Source organism: Actinacidiphila oryziradicis (genome assembly GCF_005047355.1).
GTDB lineage: Bacteria > Actinomycetota > Actinomycetes > Streptomycetales > Streptomycetaceae > Actinacidiphila > Actinacidiphila oryziradicis.
In genome coordinates this window covers 29,933-47,301 of the sequence record NZ_SUMC01000015.1, presented here as the reverse complement: position 1 = coordinate 47,301, position 17,369 = coordinate 29,933, and the positions used below count along the sequence as shown (strand labels likewise).

The following is a 17,369-nucleotide window of genomic DNA, read 5'->3' as shown; positions in this document are numbered from 1 at the left end:
GCTCAGTCGGTCAGTCGGCGGAGGCGGCGCCCACCGGACCGGCCAGCGGGGCCGGGACCGGGGCGACGGCGGGCTTCCAGGCGGTCAGCGCGGCGTAGGCCAGGCCGGCGACCGCGAAGCCCACGAAGTCGCCGATGTCGCCCAGCCCGGGATGGGCGGCGGCGATCGGGCCGGTGTAGAGGGTCTGGCTCATGAAGGGCAGCGTGGCGGCCACGCCGAGCAGCGTGGCGGGCAGCCCCCAGCCGAAGCGGTGGCCGCGGTCGTACAGCTTCTCCAGGCGCGGCTGAGTGCGGCGCTCGCGCCACCAGAAGGCCACCACGATCACAGCCGCCCACGGGGCCAGCCAGTAGCCGGTCAACAGAGGAAGACCCGGCCTGGCCTGCTGCCGGACGGTAGGTAGCGGCTGTAGTCGGAGGAGTACGCGGCCCAGCCCAGACCGCGGGCGGAGATGACCGACACGGTCAGGATGAACGCACCGACCGTGCCGGCGAACGGCTTGGACGGTGAGGCGAGATGGGCGCCCGCGAAGCCGTAGGCAGAGACGACCGCGAACACGGCGACGAGCAGGACAGCCAGCGTCCGCTCCACGTAGTGGATCATCCGGTGGCCGAGGACGGCCACGGCGAGCTGCCCGGCCGTCATGACCACCAGCGCCGGGGTGAAACCGATGTGCAGCAGATTGCGCAGGATGAAGATGCCCAGGACGGTGTCCACCACGCACCAGCCGACCCCGTTGACCACGGTGAACGCGGCCGACGGCAGATTGCCCAGCCGGCCGAACGGGCCGCGGGCCTGGATCAGTTGAAGCACCCCGGTCCGCGGCCCGCGCGTCGACAGCAGTCCGACCAGACAGGAACTGATCAGCGTACCCAGGACGATCGCGAACGCCGCCGGCACGAAGTCCAAGCCGAACACGGAGGTGGCCAACGCCCCCAGCGACAGAGTCGCGAACTGCACGTCCGCACCGAACCAGAGGGTGAACAGTGACCACGGGCGGCCGTGCCGCCGGTCGGCGGGGACCGGCTCGGTGCCGGCCGTCTCGACTCCGAACACGCTGTCGGGGGACGCTGCGGGTGGAGCAGGGGACGCTTCATCGGCGCGCAAGGCGGTCTCCTCACGGGAACACGGGGATGTCCAGGACAGTGGGCATGCTGCGGCTCGGGGGACTCCGCGGGTACCGGACGGGTGCGCATCCGTAGGATTCGCGCTGCGCACCAGTGAAGCGGACCTGAGGTGCGGCAGGGACTGCACTGCCCTACAGATAAGCGGCCATTCCCGCCTCCGGTCCCCGTACTATCCTCCGAAGCCCGTGCACACCGGTGTGCATGCCTGTAACACGCGCGCCGCTAAGGCTGCGACAAGGAGGTCGACCGGTGCTGGTGACCGAACTGCTCGACATACCCGGCCTGGACCTCGTTCCCCTCGTGCCGGGGCCCACCGCCGGCCGGCGGGTGCGCGGCGTCTACACCACGGACCTTCCCGACCCCGGCCGTTACCTCGACGGCGGAGAATTGGTGCTCACCAGCTCCACCTGGTACCGCAGCCCCCAGGACGCGGAAATCTTTGTCGCCGCCCTCGCCGGCGCCGGCTGCGCCGCCCTGGTGGCGGGCACCGCCGGCATCGGACGGCTCCCAGCCTCGGTGCCCCAAGCATGCGAGCGGCACGGCCTGGCGCTGTTCACCGTTGGCGACGAGGTGTCGTTCGCGACCGTCACCGAGACCGTGCTGGCCGCGCTCGCCGGGCCCGGTCAGCGTTCCCCCGGCGCCGACCTGCACCGCGGACTGGTCGCGAGCATGGCTTCCGGAGCCGGCTCCGAGGGGCTGGTCGAGGTCTTCGCACGGGCGTCCGGTGTGTGGTGCGCTGTGCTGTCCGCGACCGGCCGCCCCACCGCGGGCCACGTGCCCCAAGTAACACCCCACCGCCTCGACCGGGTGCACCGGGACGCCCTCGCCGCCGGGACCTTCCCCGGTGTGCAACCGGTGCCGGGCGGCGGAAAACTCTCCTTCTTCCCCGTGCAGTCACCGGTCGCGCACCGCCCGCCCGCCGCCTACCTCGCCGCAGGCGGCGACTACCGGGACTGGGCGCCAGGGGTCGCTGATGCCGCCACCGAGGTGTGCGCGCTGCTGGCCATGGACCGGGTCGCAGGTCAGGAGCGCCGTCGGATCGAGGAGCGCTTCCTGCGCGAGTCAATCCAACTGGTCCGCGACGGCCAAGCCGAAGCGGCCGACGGACGCTTGCGCAGCCTCGGACTCGACCCACAGGCCCAGCTGACTGCCGTGGTCGTCAGCACACACGGCAGCCACTACGGCGGTGAACTGGCCGCGGTCATCCTGGACGACGTCGCCGAGCAGCTGCCCGGCTGCTCGGCGACGATCGCAGAAGACGGGAGTTACCTCATGCTGGTGCCGACCCGCGACGAGGACGAACACCGCACCGCCGCCCGCGTCGAGCACGCCGCCGATCGGCTCCGCCCGCTCTTGGCCGAAGGCTGGGCAGCCGTTGGCACCGGCCGCCCCGCCGTCGGCGCGATCGCGCTGCGCAGGTCGCTGGACGAGGCCCGGCACGCCCACCGCATTGCCTCTCTGGGCAGCGGCACGGTCCGCACTGCCACCGGCGACAACCTCTCCTCCCATCTCCTGCTCCTGGCCTCCGTCCCCGAGGAGGTGCGCCAGCTCTTCCGGGACCGCCTCATCGGTGTCCTGGAGACCTACGACACCGAACACCGCAGCAACCTCGTCGGCACCCTCACCGCGTTCCTCGACGCCTCCGGCTCCTGGCACCGCTGCGCCGAGCAACTGCACGTCCACGTCAACACCTTGCGCTACCGCCTCCAGCGGATCGAGCAACTCACAGGGCACAGCCTCGCAACGCTCCACGACCGCGTCGACTTCTGCCTGGCGCTCAGCATCCGCTGAGCGACGGGCGTGCAAAGGCGAGGGGGCCCGGGTTGAGCCTGGCGGTCGTGCCAGATCAGCGTGAGGCACGTGTTGCGGCCGGCAAAGCCCGCCCGCTCGACGATCTGACCCGGACCCTGCTGCTGGCCTGGCCGCAACACCGCGGCCGCCGGTGGCCCGGCACTGCCACCCACGGCCCCGACCCCCTGCACCTCGCCGCCGTGTTCGGACTCGACGACACCACCGCCCTCCGCTACGCGACCATCGCACGACAGCTCCTGGCAACCGCCTCCGAGCAACACCACGTCGCCGGTTCCCCCGAACCCAAGGACCCGAACCACCCATAGAGCGCGACCAAGCCCGGGTTCATCCCGAAGACCCTTCAGTTCACCCGAACTCTGGGAAAACCGTCGGCCCCTTCCCGAACGGGACGTGCCAGATTTCCCGGCATCCCGCTCTCCAGTGATTACTTCCGTGGTGGTGCGGCGCCTCGCCCGGCATGGATATCCTCGTGGCAGCGGCGGCAGATCACGAGGGTCTTGCGCTGCCGCATGGCCATCAGGTGCATCCACTGGGACTTGTCCAGCGTCCGGGCCGGTTGAGATCAGCAAGCTTGCGGACGTGTTGGGGCGGAATGATCGAATCCCTGTCCCACCTGATCCGCGCCGCCACCCTCGACGCCATCCTCACCGGCAGCGGGCCTCCGTTGCCTCCGGTCTACCGGCTGACACTGAAACGCGCGGGCTAGATACGGACCGTTGCGAGCGTCTGTTCAAGGAGGTGTGCGACCCGCAGCACGGTAGCGTCCGCCAGGCGTCTGCCAACGATCTGCAGGCCGACCGGCAGGCCGTCGTCCGTCGTCCCGACCGGCACACTCGCTGCGGGCTGGCCGGTGAGGTTGAACGGGAACGCGAACGGCGACCAGTCACGGCCCAGGCTGTGCTCCGGCCAGCGCAGGCCGATCGGGAACGCGGTCGTCGCCGTGGTCGGCGTGATAAGCAGATCCCAGTCCACCATGAAGCTCCTGACCGCGTCGTAGAGCACCTGCCGCCGGGTCGCCGCCCAGGTGAAGGTCTCCGCCGTCCAGTCCCGTCGCACGAGCTCCTGGAGGTCTTCAGAGACTTCGTGGCGCTCGGCCAGCTCCCGCAGACCCACCAGGTCGGAGTCCCGGGCGACCGTGGCGGCGAAGACCCTACGCAGTTCACGCAGGTCTCCGACGGGCGGATCGATGTCCACGACCTCGCAGCCGAGCCTGGCGCGGGCGAGTGCGTCGACGGCGCGCGTCGTCAATTCGAGCACCGCGGGATCGACATCGGCCTGCCCGAGGCGCGGGCTCCAGGCGATTCTCAGCCCGCTCACACCTTCGTCAAGGCCAGCCCGCAGCCCACGCATGACGGTCGGTATCGAATGCCGGTCCCGTTGGTCGAATCCCGCGATTGTTTCCAGCACCAGGGCGGCGTCCTCGACCGTGCGGGTGATCGGGCCGATGGATTCCAGCGTCTCCCAGCTCCCCAGCCCCGCTCGCGTCGGCAGCCGGCACGACGGATACAAGGGCACGGCTCCGAAGGTCGGCTTCAGGGTGAAGACGCCACACAAGGCGGCGGGCACGCGCAGCGAGCCGCCGCCATCGTTGCCCAGGCTGAGCGATCCCATCCCGCCGGCTACGGCCGCGGCCGAGCCGCCCGAGGACCCCCCAGCCGTACGGTCGGGCCTCCGGGGATTGCGGGTCGGCCCGAACAACGCGTTGTCGGTCACAACACCGTAGCCGAGCTCACGGGTGTTGGTCTTCCCCAGCAGGAGCGCACCCGCCGCGCGCATCCGCTCCACAGACACGTCGTCCTGGTCGGGGATCCAGTCCTGGTAGGCAGTGCTGCCCAAGGTCGTCCGCAGTCCGGCGGTCGGGATGAGGTCCTTGACGGAGAAGGGAACCCCGTGCAGGGGCCCGATCGCAGCGCCCTCCGCCAGCGCCGTGTCTGCTGCCCGAGCGTCCGCCAGCGCACGCTCGTTGATCGTGCAGTAGGCATTGACCTCCGGGTCTGCCTCATCGATACGGCCCAGTACCGAACGCATCAACTCTTCCGCGGAGAATTCGCCTTCGCGAACCCCCCGCGCCTGCGCGCCGGCGGTGAGCTCCCACAGCTGCGTCACCGCATCAGCCCGGCCGTGTCCCGACGCTGGTACCGCCCGAACCCCGGCTGCTGTTTGAGCTCGCCGTCCTCCAGTACGACCCGGCCACGGACAGTGGACAGGACCGGCCAGCCGGTCACCTCACGGCCCTCGTACAGGCTGTACGTGGCCGTCGAGTGCTGGGTCGCCGCGCTGATCACTTCCCTGCGCCCGGGATCCACCAGGATGAGATCCGCGTCGGAGCCCGGCGCGATGACGCCCTTCTTCGGGTACAGCCCGTAGATCCGCGCCGGGTTGGTGCTGAGGATCTCGGCCAGCAAGGACACGTCCCCGCCGCGCCGCACCACCAGCTCGTCGAAGATCACCGGCAGCATGGTCTCCGTACCGGGTGCGCCGTACGGCTCGGCGAACACGTCGTCGACCTGGCCCATCCGCGCCCGTACCCGGGGCGCGTGGTCGCTGGCGACCACGGACAGCGTGCCGGTCTTCAGCGCGTCCCACAGCTGCTCCCGGTCGTCGTCCGTACGCAGCGGAGGTCCGACCTTGGCCTGCGCCCCGACACGCAGGAGATCGTCGTTGGTCAAGCTCAGGTACTTCGGACAGGTCTCCCCGAACACCGGCTGGCCTGCCGCCGCCGCTTCGCGCAGGAGCTCCACTCCGCCCGCGGTGGTCATGTGCAGGATGTAGAGCGGGCAGTTGGTCGCCTTCGCGTAGGCGAGCGCCTTGTGTACGCCCAGGTCCTCGGCCGAGGCGGGATGCGTCCACGCGAAATCCTCGAGCCGGGTGCGCCCGGTCGCCTGGGCGTGTTCAATCAGGTTGCTGAGGATCTCCCCGTCCTCCGCGTGCACCATGGCCAGGCCGCCGTTCTCCGCCACCACGCGGAGGTTCCGCAGCAAGGTGGCGTCGGGCGTCATAATGCCGGTGTCCTTGTAGGACATGAAGAACTTGACGGACGGGCTTCCGAGGCTCATCACCTTCGGCACCTCGGTGGCCGCGTCGTGCTCGGGACGCAGGATGGTGTGCAGACCGAAGTCGATCAGCGAGGTGCGTTCGCCCTCCTCGATGAAGTGCTCGATCGCAGCCGAGGGAGCCATCTCGACGGGTGCCCTGATCTGGGTGATCGCGGTGGTGACGCCGCCGTAGGCCGCCGAGCGGTGGGAGTCGCCGATGGCATCAGCGTGATCGGTCCAGGTCCGGCAGTGGACATGGGCGTCGATCACGCCGGGCAAGACGAGCTTGCCGGTGGCGTCGATGACGCGTCCCGTGACGTTGGAGGGCGCGAGGGGAGTGCCGACGGACACGATGGTGCCGTCCTTGATCCCGACATCGGTCCGCATGACGCCGTCCTGTGTGACTACGGATCCGCCGATGATGGCCATGTCGTACATGGGATCGCCTTTCATCGAGTGGGGAGCACCGGGTGCCGGGTGTGCCAGTCCGTGGTGGCCTCGTAGGCTCCGGCCGCGTAGAACAGGGTCGTCTCGGCATGTGGCGGCCCGGCCAGCTGCATGCCGATGGGGAGGCCCCCCGCCGTGGCGCCGCAGGGGACGGACAGCGCGGGCAGGCCGAGGGAGCTGAACGGAGCCAGATAGCGGGTGTACACCGTGTGGGTGGGCTCGGCGCCACGCGAACTCGTCGTGACCGAGGACGTACCGATGGGCGCGGCGGGCACCGGGACCGTCGGTGTGACGATCAGATCGACATCTCGCCACACCTCGGAGAACTCCCTGCACAGCACGGCGCGAATGCGGGACGCCTTGAGGTACTGACCGGCGAGCATGGCCCGTCCGGCCTCCTCCCGGTCACGGATATTGGCGCCGTACTCGTCGGCCTGGTGGAGCAGGAACGGCTCGTGCGACGCAGAGGCCTCGGAGAACGCGACGGCCCGGTGCATCCGCAGGATGTCTCCCGCGTACGGTACGTCCACCTCGCGTACCTTCGCCCCGAGGTCCGTGAGGTGCTCCAGCGCCCGCTCGAACGCGTGCCGCACCTCCGGATCGAGCCCCATGTCCAGCCAGGACGTGGGGATCCCGAATGTCAGATCGAGTCCGGGGGCCCGTTCTCCTGCCAGCGCCGCGCTCTCGCAGCTGCCGCGCCTGCCCCAGGGCGTGTTGGCGGACAGCAGCTGATCAGCGACGCCGGCCACTCCCCGTACGCGCTGCGCCATCACACCGAGGGCGTCCAGCGTCCAGGTCAGCGGCAGAACGCCGCGCCGGCTTATCGCTCCGTAGGTGGGCTTGAGCGCGACGACCCCGCAATGCGCCGCGGGCACCCTGATCGACCCGCCGGGGTCGGGGCCGAGCGCCGCCGACACCAGCCCCGCCGCCACCGCGGCCCCCGCGCCGCCGCACGCTCCGCCGGTCATCCTGGTCACGTCCCAGGGATTACGGGTCCAGCCGAACCGGGCGTTCTCGCCGGTCGTTCCGGCCGCGAACTCCTGCACGTTCAGCTTACCCGCCAGTACAGCGCCCGCGCCGGACAGCGCGCTCCAGCACTCCGCGTCGGTTTCGGCGATCCGGTCGCGCATGATCGCGGATCCGGCCGTGGTGGGCAGTCCGGCGACATCGATCAGGTCGGTAAGGCCGACCGGCACCCCGGCCAGTGCCCCGGTCCGGTGCTGAGCCGCCTCGTCGAGCGTGACGTCGATAAACGCGTTGACCTCCGGCTGCCAGTCGCTGATCCGCCGTGCGTGCAGGGCGGCCACCTCCGCCGCTGTGAGCTCGCCCTCGCGCACCAGGCGGGCGACATCCGTGGCCGGCGCCCAGGGCAGCTCGCCGGCGTCCGGTGGCGGGACCGCGGCGTCGGCCGGCGCGACTCCCGTGCGTTGCACCGGCGTCGGCAGATAGGAGGAGGCGGCGGCCGGGTCGAACGTGAAGACCGGGAATGTGGTGTCCAGATCTCGTGCGTCCACCGAGTCCAGATAGGTGGCGACATCGTCGAGCATGCTTCCAGCGCGGCTGAGCACGCCCTCCTCAAGGTCCGGCTGGATCAGCCGGAGAATGGCGGAACGGGATTGCACTGTTCGTGCGCCTGCTTTCATATCGAGTGGGTGGGGGTGATCGCCGGGCGCGATGTGCCCCCCGTAGGAGAGCCGAAGACGGACTCCGGCTCGTCTTCGGAAACATTGCCCACCGGTTCCCACTTGATCACGGCGAGCACGATCAGACCGATCGCCGGGGCGACCAGCAGGATCAGCAGGGCGTGGTAAAGCCCGAAGGCGGACAGCAGGACCGGGACACCGTAGAGCGCGATCAGGCTGCCGGTGCGGTTGCTGGCCTGGGACAGCCCGGCGCCGACGCCGCGGACCCGGGTCGGATAGGACATCGCTGACATCGACTGCGCGGTGGAACCGGGCCCGAAGGTGTGTGCGCCGATAAAGAACGCCAGCAGTACTACCCCGAGCAGCGGCGGTATCAGATGGCCGACGAGGCCAAGCACGATGAGCACGACAGCGACACCGGAGAATCCGATGACGGTCAGCCTGCGCAGTCCGAGCCTGTCCGCCAAGTTCGCGGCGAGCAGTGCGGCGCACAGACCGCAGGCGTTGGCGAATACCGACGCCAACAGGGAGACGGTGAAGCTGCTGTGGAAGAACGAGAAGACAATCAGAGGCAGGTAGAAGCCGACCGAGGAGAACTGGACGCTCTGCGCCGCACTGATGACTGAGATCAGGATCGTCCGCTTGCGGAACTCGCCGGTGAAAAGCTGTCCGAAGGGACGGAAAGGATTCCTGGGTGTTTCGGCCTGTGGCGCGGCCACCGCGTCCGGCGCAAGCTCGAACGGCCTGGCGTAGGTGATGCTGAGAATACGTGCGGCTTCGGCGAGGTCACCCTTGGTTGCAGCCCACATCGGGCTCTCCGCCATGTACTTGAAGCGCAGCAGAAGGATCACTACGGCGGGCAGGGCGCCGAGGCCGACCTCCCAGCGCCACAGGCTGTTTCCGGCTCCGAGCGCGTTGAGAAGAAGGGCGACGAGCAGTCCGCAGATGGTCGCAGCCGACCACAGCGCCGCCGCCGACTCCACCCACTTCGCCTTCTTCTTCATTGCCATGAACTCGACCAGGAACGCCATGGCGACCGGCACATCGAGTCCGACACCGATGCCGATCAACAGGCGCAGCACAATGAGGGTTTCGTAGTCCGGGGCGAACGCCGCACCGAGCGTCGCCAGCACGAAGAGCAAGAGGTTGACGATGAACATACGGAGCCGGCCGAACCGGTCCACGAAATAGCCACCGGAGAGCGCGCCTACAATGGCGCCGAAGGCCATGACGGCGGTGACAAGACCGAGCTGGCTCGCACTGAGACCGAACTCCGACTTCATCTGTACCGAGCCCGCACTCAGGCTGGTGAAGTCGTACGCGTCGAGGAAGAACCCGCCCAGCGCGATGAAACCGATCATGCGGCTGTGCGGGGCGTCGGCACTCTCATTGATCACGCGGACGACGTCGTCCTTGGTTCTGATCAGCGCCGGGGGGGAATCCACAGGTTTCTCCTGTCTTGGAGTTTATGCCGACATCGGTTTCCGGGGAGGGCTGCCGCTTTTGAGGTATCGAACACCGCACCAACAGATACGTCCAGTCTATTTTTCCGATACAATTGATAGGGTGAGCCTATGAGTATGGATCTACGTACGCTGGAGTACTTTGTCGCCGCGGTCGACGACGGCGGTTTCACGAAGGCCGCCGCCCGCCTGCATGTCAGCCAGCCGTCGCTGTCCGAGGGCATCCGCAAGCTGGAGCGGGAGTGCGGCTCACCTCTGTTCCACCGGGTCGGCCGGGGGGTCGTGGTGTCCGAGGCGGGCACTGTCCTGCTCACCTACGCTCGGCGTGCACTCAAGGACGTGGAAGAAGCGCGGCTGTCGATGATTGCGCTGAAGGGATTCCGCGGTGGCCGGGTCACCGTCAGCGCGCCACCCGCGTTGAGCGTCGAACCGCTGGCCCGGATCATCGGGATCTTTTGCCGTAAGTATCCCGATGTCACGATCTCGATGCTGCCCACCGAAGAGGGCGCCCTCGCCGCGGCGGCGGTGGCCAGCGCCTCGTGCGAGGTCGGGCTCACCGACCGCCCGGTGTCGGCGGACCTGCGGGCACACCCCATCGGCCGCAACGAGATCGTCGCTGTGCTCCCGCCAGGAAGCCTGCTGAGCGGCCAGGGGCCAGTCAGCCTGGAACAGCTCGTGGACATCCCGTTCATCAGCAGCGCCGTCGGTTCCCGGGCCCGCAATCTGCTCGACGAGGCGAAGGAACGGGGCATCGCGCTGCGCACGGCGCTGGAGACGCCTCACCGCGAGGCCGTCGTGCCGCTGATCCTGGAAGGCGTCGGCGCGGCCTTCCTGCCCTGGACGGTGTCACGGGAGGCCGAGCGCAGGGGCGCCGTGGTGCTGCCCCTGCTCCCCCGAGTGACCTACGACCTGCTCATCGTCCACAGGGACCAGCCGCTGACCGCCGCGGCCGAGGCCTTCGTGACGACCGCATTGGCCTCACGCGCCGCATGAACAGGTGCGGTCGGCGAATGTCGCGTGCTTGCTGGTACGGCTCTGCGGTGGCTGCCACGGACAAGGTGACACGGCGATGCCACTGGTCCCAGCCGCGAAGGGAGCGGCGATCACACCGACTTCACACTCAAGAAAGCGTAAGGTCTGTTGCTTCTGGCATGACCGGCAACTGGACCCGCGTGCCACCTCGCCGACCGGCGGGGGGCACGCGGGTTGTCACCTCGTCACGGACACCGTTGCGTTCAGCGTCGGGAGCGTGGTCATGCCGTCCTCCCTGATCACGCCTTGACCAGCCGGGACAGGACCGCAAACCAGATCCGGTCGCGCATCGAGGCAGTCAACATCACAACCGGAGCATTTTTTAAGTTAATTAGAGGCCCCGCGAATAGGTGGGGTGGAGGAAGGAGCGGGGCGAGGGGCAAGTCTGGCAAGGCGGAGGAGGAAGGCGACGCGATGGGGGTGCCCCCTGCTCGAGCGGAGCCGAGAGCTTGGTGGGGGCACCTCCCGGACGGAGTCTGGGGGAGAGTCGTCGACCGACGACAACGCCGCCAGGCGCCGCCCATCGGCACGCGACGCCGCCCCACCTATTCGCGCGGCCTCTTAGTAATAACCGTTGAACAGGAAACGGTGGGCGCAGCGACAGTCTTCGTCGTGGCGCCGCCGCCGTGATCTTGGGGGCGGCGGGTGCCTTTACCCCAACTCTCGGAGGACATCAGTGCCCGTTGTGCAGCGGCTTTTCTCGGGGCCACCGCACTGATCGGGACAGCGGTGCCGACGGCACACGCCGCGGACGACCAGGGAGCACCGCAGCACTACAACAGCGGCCTCGTCCCCACGCCGTACATGGGCTGGAACACCTACTACGACCTTGGCGCACCGACTGAAGCGCAGGTCAAGAGCGTCGCCGACTATCTGGTCAGCAGCGGGCTCAGAGACAGCGGCTACAACATCGTCTGGCTTGACGGCGGCTGGCAGGCTGACAATCCGCGCGACAGCCAGGGGCGGCTCGTCGCCGGTGACCGGATTCGTGAGCGGCGTTCTCGTCGGCGCCCTCGGGGCGACCGCGGGCCCGGACGGCAGTGTGCTGTCCGTCTTCCGCGGCGTCAGTGGCAGGGTCCACCAGAGCAAGCTCTGACGAGCCTGTGGGGCTCGTAAAGTCATCGCTGCAGGTGAGCAGTGGTTTCGTGGTTGTCGGTGGTGGCTGAAACGCGGTCCCGATGGTCGTGCTGCTGTTGTACCGCGCTGCTCACACGATGCTGTTGGCGCGATCCTGGCCCGGCACCGTTGTAGGGCAACGTCACTGGCCGGCTGACTCTTGCGTCGGAGGCCGGATGCTGGGCCTGGCACATGGAGGCACCAACTAGGTACCATGAGGGCATGCCATCACTGAATGTGCCCTTCACCGACGAGGAACTCGAGGGTGTGCGCGCGGCCGCCGCTGCCGAGGGCAAGAGCCTCAAGCAGTACCTTCACGACCTCGGCGTTCGCGAGATGCACCGCAAGCGGTTCATCACCGGCGCCGCCGCCTGGGCGGACAAGCTGCGCACCGAATTCGACGAAGCATTCCCCGAGGAGATCCCGCCCTCCCAGCGCCGCGACGGGGCCGCGGCCGCCTGATGAGCGTTCTCCACATCGATGTCTCCTGGCTGCTGGACGTCCAGGAGTTCGCCCTGGGCCACGAGGACGTGACGGTTTCCGACTACTCCGCGCTGGTGGCAGCCGTCGCACGCCACAAGACCCGGATGCCGACGCTGGAGGCCTCCGACCCTGATGCCGCATGGCGTGCGGCCGCACTCCTGCACACCATCGTGCGCCTTGAACCGCTGCCGCACCGCAACAGCCTCTACGCCGCGTTCGTCGCCGCCCAGTACATGGACCAGTCCGGCGAGGGCATCGACCTACCCTACGGGGCCCTGCCTGACCTTGTCCGTAAAGTCCGGGACAGCCGCCTGAGCGTTTACGCCGTCGCCGACCAGCTGCGCTCCTGGAAGATCTGAGAGGGTGTTCGATACCCGTTTAGGCTGCCACCAGGGGTATCGGGCGGAGGTATTTCCCGATTTGGTTCGGGCTGGCGGTCAGCCGGTGACTCATTGAGTTGGTCAAGACACGGGATCATTATCCCGATCCGGGTGCCCAGACCGACGATGTTCGCCCACTTCCATGGGTCAGATTCGATCACCGACACGACGTAGCGGGTGTGGCGATGCCGATTGCACCCGGCCGTGACCCAGCCGACCTGCGGGACTCTGTCGCCCGATTCGCGGTGAGGACCGCTTTGATCAGCGTCACCAGCACGGTCAGCCGCTTGCCGGTTTCGGCAGGTCGGCCAAATCGGGCGACAGAGTCCCGCAGGGTATACAGGGTCTTCGATCGTCGACGGCCGAAGACTCCTGCGCACCCCCATCCTCCGCGGTGCTGTCAACGAGTACCGGTAAGCGCCTTGACCTGCTGCGACGACTTTTCGAGCCCCACAGGCGGTGGTTTCTGCCTCAGCTGGAGGTCGGGCCGGTCCAGCCGGCCGGCACGTGGCCGAGGCGGACGCGCTGCGGGTGGTCGCCGACCGCCACGCTGGTGACCTTCTCGCCGGTGGCGAAGTCGATCGCGGTGATCTGGTCGGCTCCGGCCTCGGAGATGATGCAGTCCTTGCCGTCACCGCTGACGGTCGCCCAGTAGGGCGTCGACGCCGGGATGAGCGGCCCTTCCTGGAGGGTCGCCCGGTCGACGACGGTCGCGTAGTTGTCCATCGTCCCGGCGACGCACAGCTTGGTACCGTCGGGGTTCATCGAGATGCCGTGGTGGCGCGAGTCGAGGAGCCAGGTGGTGCGGTCCGTGCTGGTCGCCGGGTTCGCCGGCAGCGTCTTCACGCGCGTGATCTTGTCGGCGGCGACGTCGTACTCCAGGAAGCCGTTGAAGAAGGACACCTGGAAGTACAGCTTGGACCAGTCGGGGGTGAAGGCGGCGGGCCGGACCGCGTCGGAGAAGTCCTTGAGGCCGATCGCGTCCAGCCGGTCGCGCATGTCGATGATCTTGACCTGCTTGAAGGTGGTGGCGTCGACGACGGTGATGTGACGGTCGCCCTTGGTCCAGTCCGCCGACGGGTCGTCGAGCGATGTGGTGACCTCGCCGATCGACATGTTCCAGATGTACTTGCCGCCATTGGTGAAGAAGTTCTCGTGCGGCTTGTCGCCGGTGGGGAACTCGCCCAGTTCCTTGCCGGTGTTGATGTCCAGCACCTGCACGAGATTGGCGGTCGAGGCCGAGACCGCGACGCGGGTGCCGTCGGGGGACACCGCCATGTGGTCGGCTCGGTAGCCGGCGACCGGGAAACGCCAGTTGATCTTGTCGGTGGCCAGGTCGATGGAGACGACATCAGCGAAGCTCGGGCGGGAGACGACGACGGACTTGCCGTCGGGCGTGGAGTACATGTCGTCGACGAACTGGTCGTGGCCTTGGCCGACCTCGTTGTTGATGGCCGTGTAGTAGATCCACTTGATCGGGTCGGCGTTGATCTCCGCCAGCCGCTGCGCCTTGTCGGGGATGACGTTGATCTGGCCGATCTTGGCGAAGTCACCGGAGGACTTGATGACAGTGGCGGTTCCGTCCCAGTTGTTGCCGACGAACATCACCTCCTGCAGATCGGTGGCGCTCGCGGTGGTCACCCCCGTGGCGCCGCCCGCGAGGGTCAGGGCGAGCGTGGCGGCGAGGGAGCCAAAGGCGCGCCAGGACAGTCGGCGTCGGCGGCACCGGGCAGAGCCCGCCGGGCGGGCACGACCAGTGGTGGAAGCGGGCATGGCATTCCTTCCGTGAGGTGTGAGCGAGTCGGTCGTGGAGAGCGCACCATCTCCGTGCACGGTGAGCCATTGACCTATTTGCCCAGAACATGACATATCGAGACGAGGGTCTTGCGGAACCGGGTCGACGAGGTGGGGCCTGCGCACGGACGCCAGGCCTGGCGCGGAGGCAGACGGAGCCATACCGGCCCGAATCTGAATACGTCCGCGTTCAGATGTGGCTACTAGAAAGTAACCACGAGCCCTCTCCGCTACAAGAGCCACGGCAGGAGAAGATGTGATGAACCCACGACCAGCGAGGGAGAGTCCGTGGCGGGCAGGCTCAAACAGCCAACGGGCCGTTACGCAGGCAAGAGCGCCGACGAGCGGCAGGCCGAGCGACGTCGGCGCTTCCTGGACGCCGGGCTGCAGCTGTTCGGCGACAGCCCCGGTTTCCGGGCCACTACGGTGGCCGCGCTGAGCGAGGCGGCAGGTCTGTCCACCCGGCAGTTCTACGAGGAGTTCCGAACCCTCGAGGACGTGCTGAGCGCCCTGCACCTCCAGGTCAACGACTGGGCCGAGCAGGCGGCCACGGCCGCCCTCACCGACGCGGCCGGACTGCCACTCGCCGAACGCGCCACCGCCGTCTTCCACGCCTACGCGGCCAACGTCACCGGCGACCCGCGCCGCATACGCATCACCTTCACCGAGATCATCGGCGTCAGCCCCAGGATGGACCGGCAGCGGCTCGCCCGCCGCGCCCGCTGGATCGACTTCATCTGCGCCGAGGCGACCGCGGCGGCCGAGCGGGGCGAAGCCGAAGCCCGCAACTATCGACTGGCCGCCACGGCCTTCATCGGCAGCGTCAACGGACTACTCCATGACTGGACGGCGGGCTGGGTGGACGCCACCCTCGACCAAGTCGTCGACGAACTGGTGCAGCTGCTGATGGCCATCCTGCGCCCTGCCAACCGCAGCCCGCACGACACCTAGCGCCTTGCGAGGAACCGAAAGGTTTATCCGCGCAGGGTGAGAGGCTTGTCGAGCGCGGGCGCTCGACAAACACCGGGACCCGCCCGCACGCCACCACGCGACCCGGACCCGGCCGAAGCACCCTGTGGGGCTCACAGGGTCCTCCCGCACCTCACGCTCGCTGCCCTCTTCCTGATCCTTGTGACGGCTCTGGCGCTGTGCCGCCTGGCGGGGCCTGTCGGAGTCCGCCGCCGAGGTCCACCGGAGCATGGGACGCCTCCACTCCTGGGACGTCGAACAGCTCGACAACTCCCAGCTCCCCGTCGATGAGCACGATGCCGTCGATGAGCGGCATGAGCGGCATGTCCAGCAGCTCCTCCTCCGCTGAGTAACCAACGCGGGTGACCTGCGGGGTCCCGCCAATACGGCAGGACCCCGCAGCCTTTCCATGCGTTGGAACGGGGCGGCGCCCGGACAGGGCCTCGTACTGGTCACAGGCAGCACTCGCCGCCGGGCCCGCGGCCAAAGCGAGACGGCGTCGAAGAAGGCACAGAAGCCGCCGTCCCGGCGCGGGCGGGGCCCGGCGGTTTGCGGCAGGCGCCCTCTCATCGGGGACGGGATGCGGTCAGCCCTCCTTGGCGAGGGCCGGGACGAAGCGGGCCGCGTCGATCGTGCCGACGCCGGTCGCCATGTCGTAGCCCTTCACCGCGGTGTAGCCGGTGACTCCGGCGTAGCTGTTGTTCGTGCCGTCCCTCACGTCCACGATGCCGGTGGAGGGGTTCTGTGCGGACTGCGCGTACAGCGCGTAGAGCGCCTGGTGGATGTCGCCCAGCCGGTGCCCGGCGACCTGGTCGGCCAGGGCCACGATGCCCGCGAAGAGCGGGCTGGCCTCGCTGGTGCCGACGTAGACCTCCCAGCCGACCGCCTTCGGGTCGTAGCTGGAGTACACCCACGCGCCGCCGTTCACTGCGGCGGACATCGAGATGTCCGGGGTGCCGCGGCGGTCGCCGACCACCTGCTTGACCCCGTCCTGGTACGAGGGACGGGCGAAGACATGGGACTTGCCACCGCCGCCCGCCCCGTCGTCGTTATAGACGCTGTCCGGCGCGATGCGGTCGCCATTGTCGTCCAGGTGCAGCTGGGTGCCGCCGACCGAGGTCACCAGCGGGTCGGAGGACGGCCAGGCGTTGACCCTGTACGGGTAGTCGCTGTCGCCGTCCGCGGTGGTGTTGGTGGCACCGCTGTCGCCGGATGCGGCGAGGACGGTCACACCGTGCTTGGCCGCGTCCTTGAAGGCGTACCGCAGGTTCTGGATGCTGGAGAAGTCGCCGCTGCGGAAGCCGGGGAAGGTGTTCTCCGTCGCGCCGAAGCTCTGGCTGATCACATCGCCCACGCCGCGGTCGATCAGCGACTTCTCGGCGTTCATCATCTCCGGCAGGCCGTTGGTGCCGCCTCCGTTCTGGGCGACCCCGGTCTCTACCAGGACGATGTGCGCGTCCGGGGCGACGGCGTGCGCCATCTCCACGTCGAGGGTGGTCTCCCCGGCCCAGCTGATGTGGTTGGGGTTGGTGGGGTTGAAGGGCGGGACGTTGCCCCACTTGACCACGTGGACCTGGGTGCTTTTCATACCGAACCGGGCGCTGTAGACATCCAGGTCGTGCTGGATGGTCGGCGAGCCGAAGGAGTCCACGATCACGATCGTGCGCCCTTTGCCGGTGATTCCTGCTTGGTACAGCGGGTTCAGGTCGTACGCCTGACGGTACTGCGTCGGGGTGTAACAGGAGATCTTCCACTTCGCCAGGCATTGCCCGGTGCTCAGCGGGCTGCGGCCCGCGCGCGCCGATTGCTGTCCGGCTACCGCTGGCACGGCCTTGACCGGTGGCGCCGAATGCACGGATGCGGCGATAGCAGCTCTGGACAAAGAGGTTGATATCAGTATGAAAGTAGCCAGAGCGATGACCCCGGCGACGGCCGCGGCACGCTGCCGCGGACGAACTCTGCGCATAGTTGCTCCTCTTATGGAGTGGGACCGCACTGGGCAGTTGCCGCGATCTCATTCCGAGGCCATCCGTAGGGCAAGCGTGTTGGAACTTTATGCGCTCCTGTGCAA

General features: G+C 68.4%; 15 protein-coding genes and 1 pseudogene. 7 read left to right on the top strand and 9 right to left on the bottom strand.

Annotated features, from left to right (window positions below):
- Positions 1–10: 10 nt before the first annotated feature.
- On the bottom strand, positions 11–358 hold the full coding sequence (locus FCI23_RS17715) for a hypothetical protein (RefSeq protein ID WP_136724867.1): 348 nt from the start codon (positions 356–358) through the stop codon (positions 11–13).
- Positions 355–1,104, bottom strand: coding sequence for a purine-cytosine permease family protein (locus FCI23_RS17710; RefSeq protein WP_169316836.1), 750 nt, complete (start codon positions 1,102–1,104; stop codon positions 355–357). Before FCI23_RS17710 ends, FCI23_RS17715 begins: the two co-directional genes overlap by 4 nt.
- A 269-nt stretch (positions 1,105–1,373) precedes the next feature.
- Between FCI23_RS17710 and FCI23_RS17705 the strand changes: the two genes are divergently transcribed.
- The gene (locus tag FCI23_RS17705; protein ID WP_169316835.1) at positions 1,374–2,915 is read left to right on the top strand and encodes a PucR family transcriptional regulator; all 1,542 of its coding nucleotides are present in this window, start codon (positions 1,374–1,376) and stop codon (positions 2,913–2,915) included.
- Positions 2,916–2,962: 47 nt separating this feature from the next.
- Positions 2,963–3,241 carry a hypothetical protein gene (locus tag FCI23_RS58290; protein WP_211265371.1) on the top strand — a complete coding sequence of 93 codons (279 nt, stop codon included), beginning with the start codon at positions 2,963–2,965 and terminating at the stop codon, positions 3,239–3,241.
- 119 nt (positions 3,242–3,360) lie between these two features.
- On the opposite strand, the gene FCI23_RS63070 is transcribed toward FCI23_RS58290, so the two are convergent.
- From FCI23_RS63070 to FCI23_RS17675, 5 genes are all read right to left on the bottom strand, one after another.
- Positions 3,361–3,480 (bottom strand): HNH endonuclease, encoded by a 120-nt coding sequence (locus FCI23_RS63070; RefSeq protein ID WP_407645981.1) that lies wholly within the window; start codon positions 3,478–3,480, stop codon positions 3,361–3,363.
- A gap of 158 nt (positions 3,481–3,638) precedes the next feature.
- On the bottom strand, positions 3,639–5,042 hold the full coding sequence (locus tag FCI23_RS17690) for an amidase (RefSeq protein ID WP_211265370.1): 1,404 nt from the start codon (positions 5,040–5,042) through the stop codon (positions 3,639–3,641).
- The gene (locus tag FCI23_RS17685) at positions 5,039–6,409 is read right to left on the bottom strand and encodes a dihydroorotase (RefSeq protein ID WP_169316834.1); all 1,371 of its coding nucleotides are present in this window, start codon (positions 6,407–6,409) and stop codon (positions 5,039–5,041) included. The genes FCI23_RS17690 and FCI23_RS17685 overlap by 4 nt, the downstream gene beginning before the upstream one ends.
- 11 nt (positions 6,410–6,420) lie before the next feature.
- Complete coding sequence (locus tag FCI23_RS17680; protein ID WP_169316833.1) at positions 6,421–7,965, bottom strand: amidase; 1,545 nt, start codon at positions 7,963–7,965, stop codon at positions 6,421–6,423.
- Positions 7,966–8,057: 92 nt separating this feature from the next.
- Positions 8,058–9,506 (bottom strand): MFS transporter, encoded by a 1,449-nt coding sequence (locus tag FCI23_RS17675; RefSeq protein WP_136724862.1) that lies wholly within the window; start codon positions 9,504–9,506, stop codon positions 8,058–8,060.
- A gap of 135 nt (positions 9,507–9,641) precedes the next feature.
- Here FCI23_RS17675 and FCI23_RS17670 point away from each other — a divergent pair, with 135 nt between their 5' ends.
- From FCI23_RS17670 to FCI23_RS17655, 4 genes and pseudogenes are all read left to right on the top strand, one after another.
- The gene (locus FCI23_RS17670) at positions 9,642–10,517 is read left to right on the top strand and encodes a LysR family transcriptional regulator (RefSeq protein ID WP_169316832.1); all 876 of its coding nucleotides are present in this window, start codon (positions 9,642–9,644) and stop codon (positions 10,515–10,517) included.
- A 711-nt stretch (positions 10,518–11,228) separates the two neighbouring features.
- Positions 11,229–11,531: pseudogene (locus tag FCI23_RS59720) on the top strand (glycoside hydrolase family 27 protein); the annotation flags it as partial.
- A gap of 363 nt (positions 11,532–11,894) precedes the next feature.
- Positions 11,895–12,134 (top strand): hypothetical protein, encoded by a 240-nt coding sequence (locus tag FCI23_RS17660; protein WP_169316831.1) that lies wholly within the window; start codon positions 11,895–11,897, stop codon positions 12,132–12,134.
- Entirely contained in the window at positions 12,134–12,514 is a 381-nt protein-coding gene (locus FCI23_RS17655) for a toxin Doc (RefSeq protein WP_211265369.1), read from the top strand. Before FCI23_RS17660 ends, FCI23_RS17655 begins: the two co-directional genes overlap by 1 nt.
- Before the next feature lie 492 nt (positions 12,515–13,006).
- On the opposite strand, the gene FCI23_RS17650 is transcribed toward FCI23_RS17655, so the two are convergent.
- A complete protein-coding gene (locus FCI23_RS17650; protein WP_246143784.1) occupies positions 13,007–14,308 on the bottom strand; it encodes a YncE family protein in 1,302 nt (433 codons plus the stop codon).
- A gap of 309 nt (positions 14,309–14,617) precedes the next feature.
- On the opposite strand from FCI23_RS17650, the gene FCI23_RS17645 reads away from it, so the two are divergent.
- Complete coding sequence (locus FCI23_RS17645; RefSeq protein WP_136724859.1) at positions 14,618–15,280, top strand: TetR/AcrR family transcriptional regulator; 663 nt, start codon at positions 14,618–14,620, stop codon at positions 15,278–15,280.
- Between the two features lie 604 nt (positions 15,281–15,884).
- Here FCI23_RS17645 and FCI23_RS17640 read toward each other — a convergent pair.
- Complete coding sequence (locus FCI23_RS17640) at positions 15,885–17,153, bottom strand: S53 family peptidase (RefSeq protein ID WP_322973852.1); 1,269 nt, start codon at positions 17,151–17,153, stop codon at positions 15,885–15,887.
- Positions 17,154–17,369 lie beyond the last annotated feature (216 nt).

Bases quoted from the DNA above. Each gene is read 5' to 3' on its own strand.
- FCI23_RS17685 (WP_169316834.1), bottom strand. From the start codon at position 6,409: ATGTACGACATGGCCATCATCGGCGGATCCGTAGTCACACAGGACGGC.
- FCI23_RS17680 (WP_169316833.1), bottom strand. From the start codon at position 7,965: ATGCTCGACGATGTCGCCACCTATCTGGACTCGGTGGACGCACGAGAT.
- FCI23_RS17670 (WP_169316832.1), top strand. From the start codon at position 9,642: ATGGATCTACGTACGCTGGAGTACTTTGTCGCCGCGGTCGACGACGGC.
- FCI23_RS17660 (WP_169316831.1), top strand. From the start codon at position 11,895: ATGCCATCACTGAATGTGCCCTTCACCGACGAGGAACTCGAGGGTGTG.
- FCI23_RS17655 (WP_211265369.1), top strand. From the start codon at position 12,134: ATGAGCGTTCTCCACATCGATGTCTCCTGGCTGCTGGACGTCCAGGAG.
- FCI23_RS17650 (WP_246143784.1), bottom strand. From the start codon at position 14,308: ATGCCCGCTTCCACCACTGGTCGTGCCCGCCCGGCGGGCTCTGCCCGG.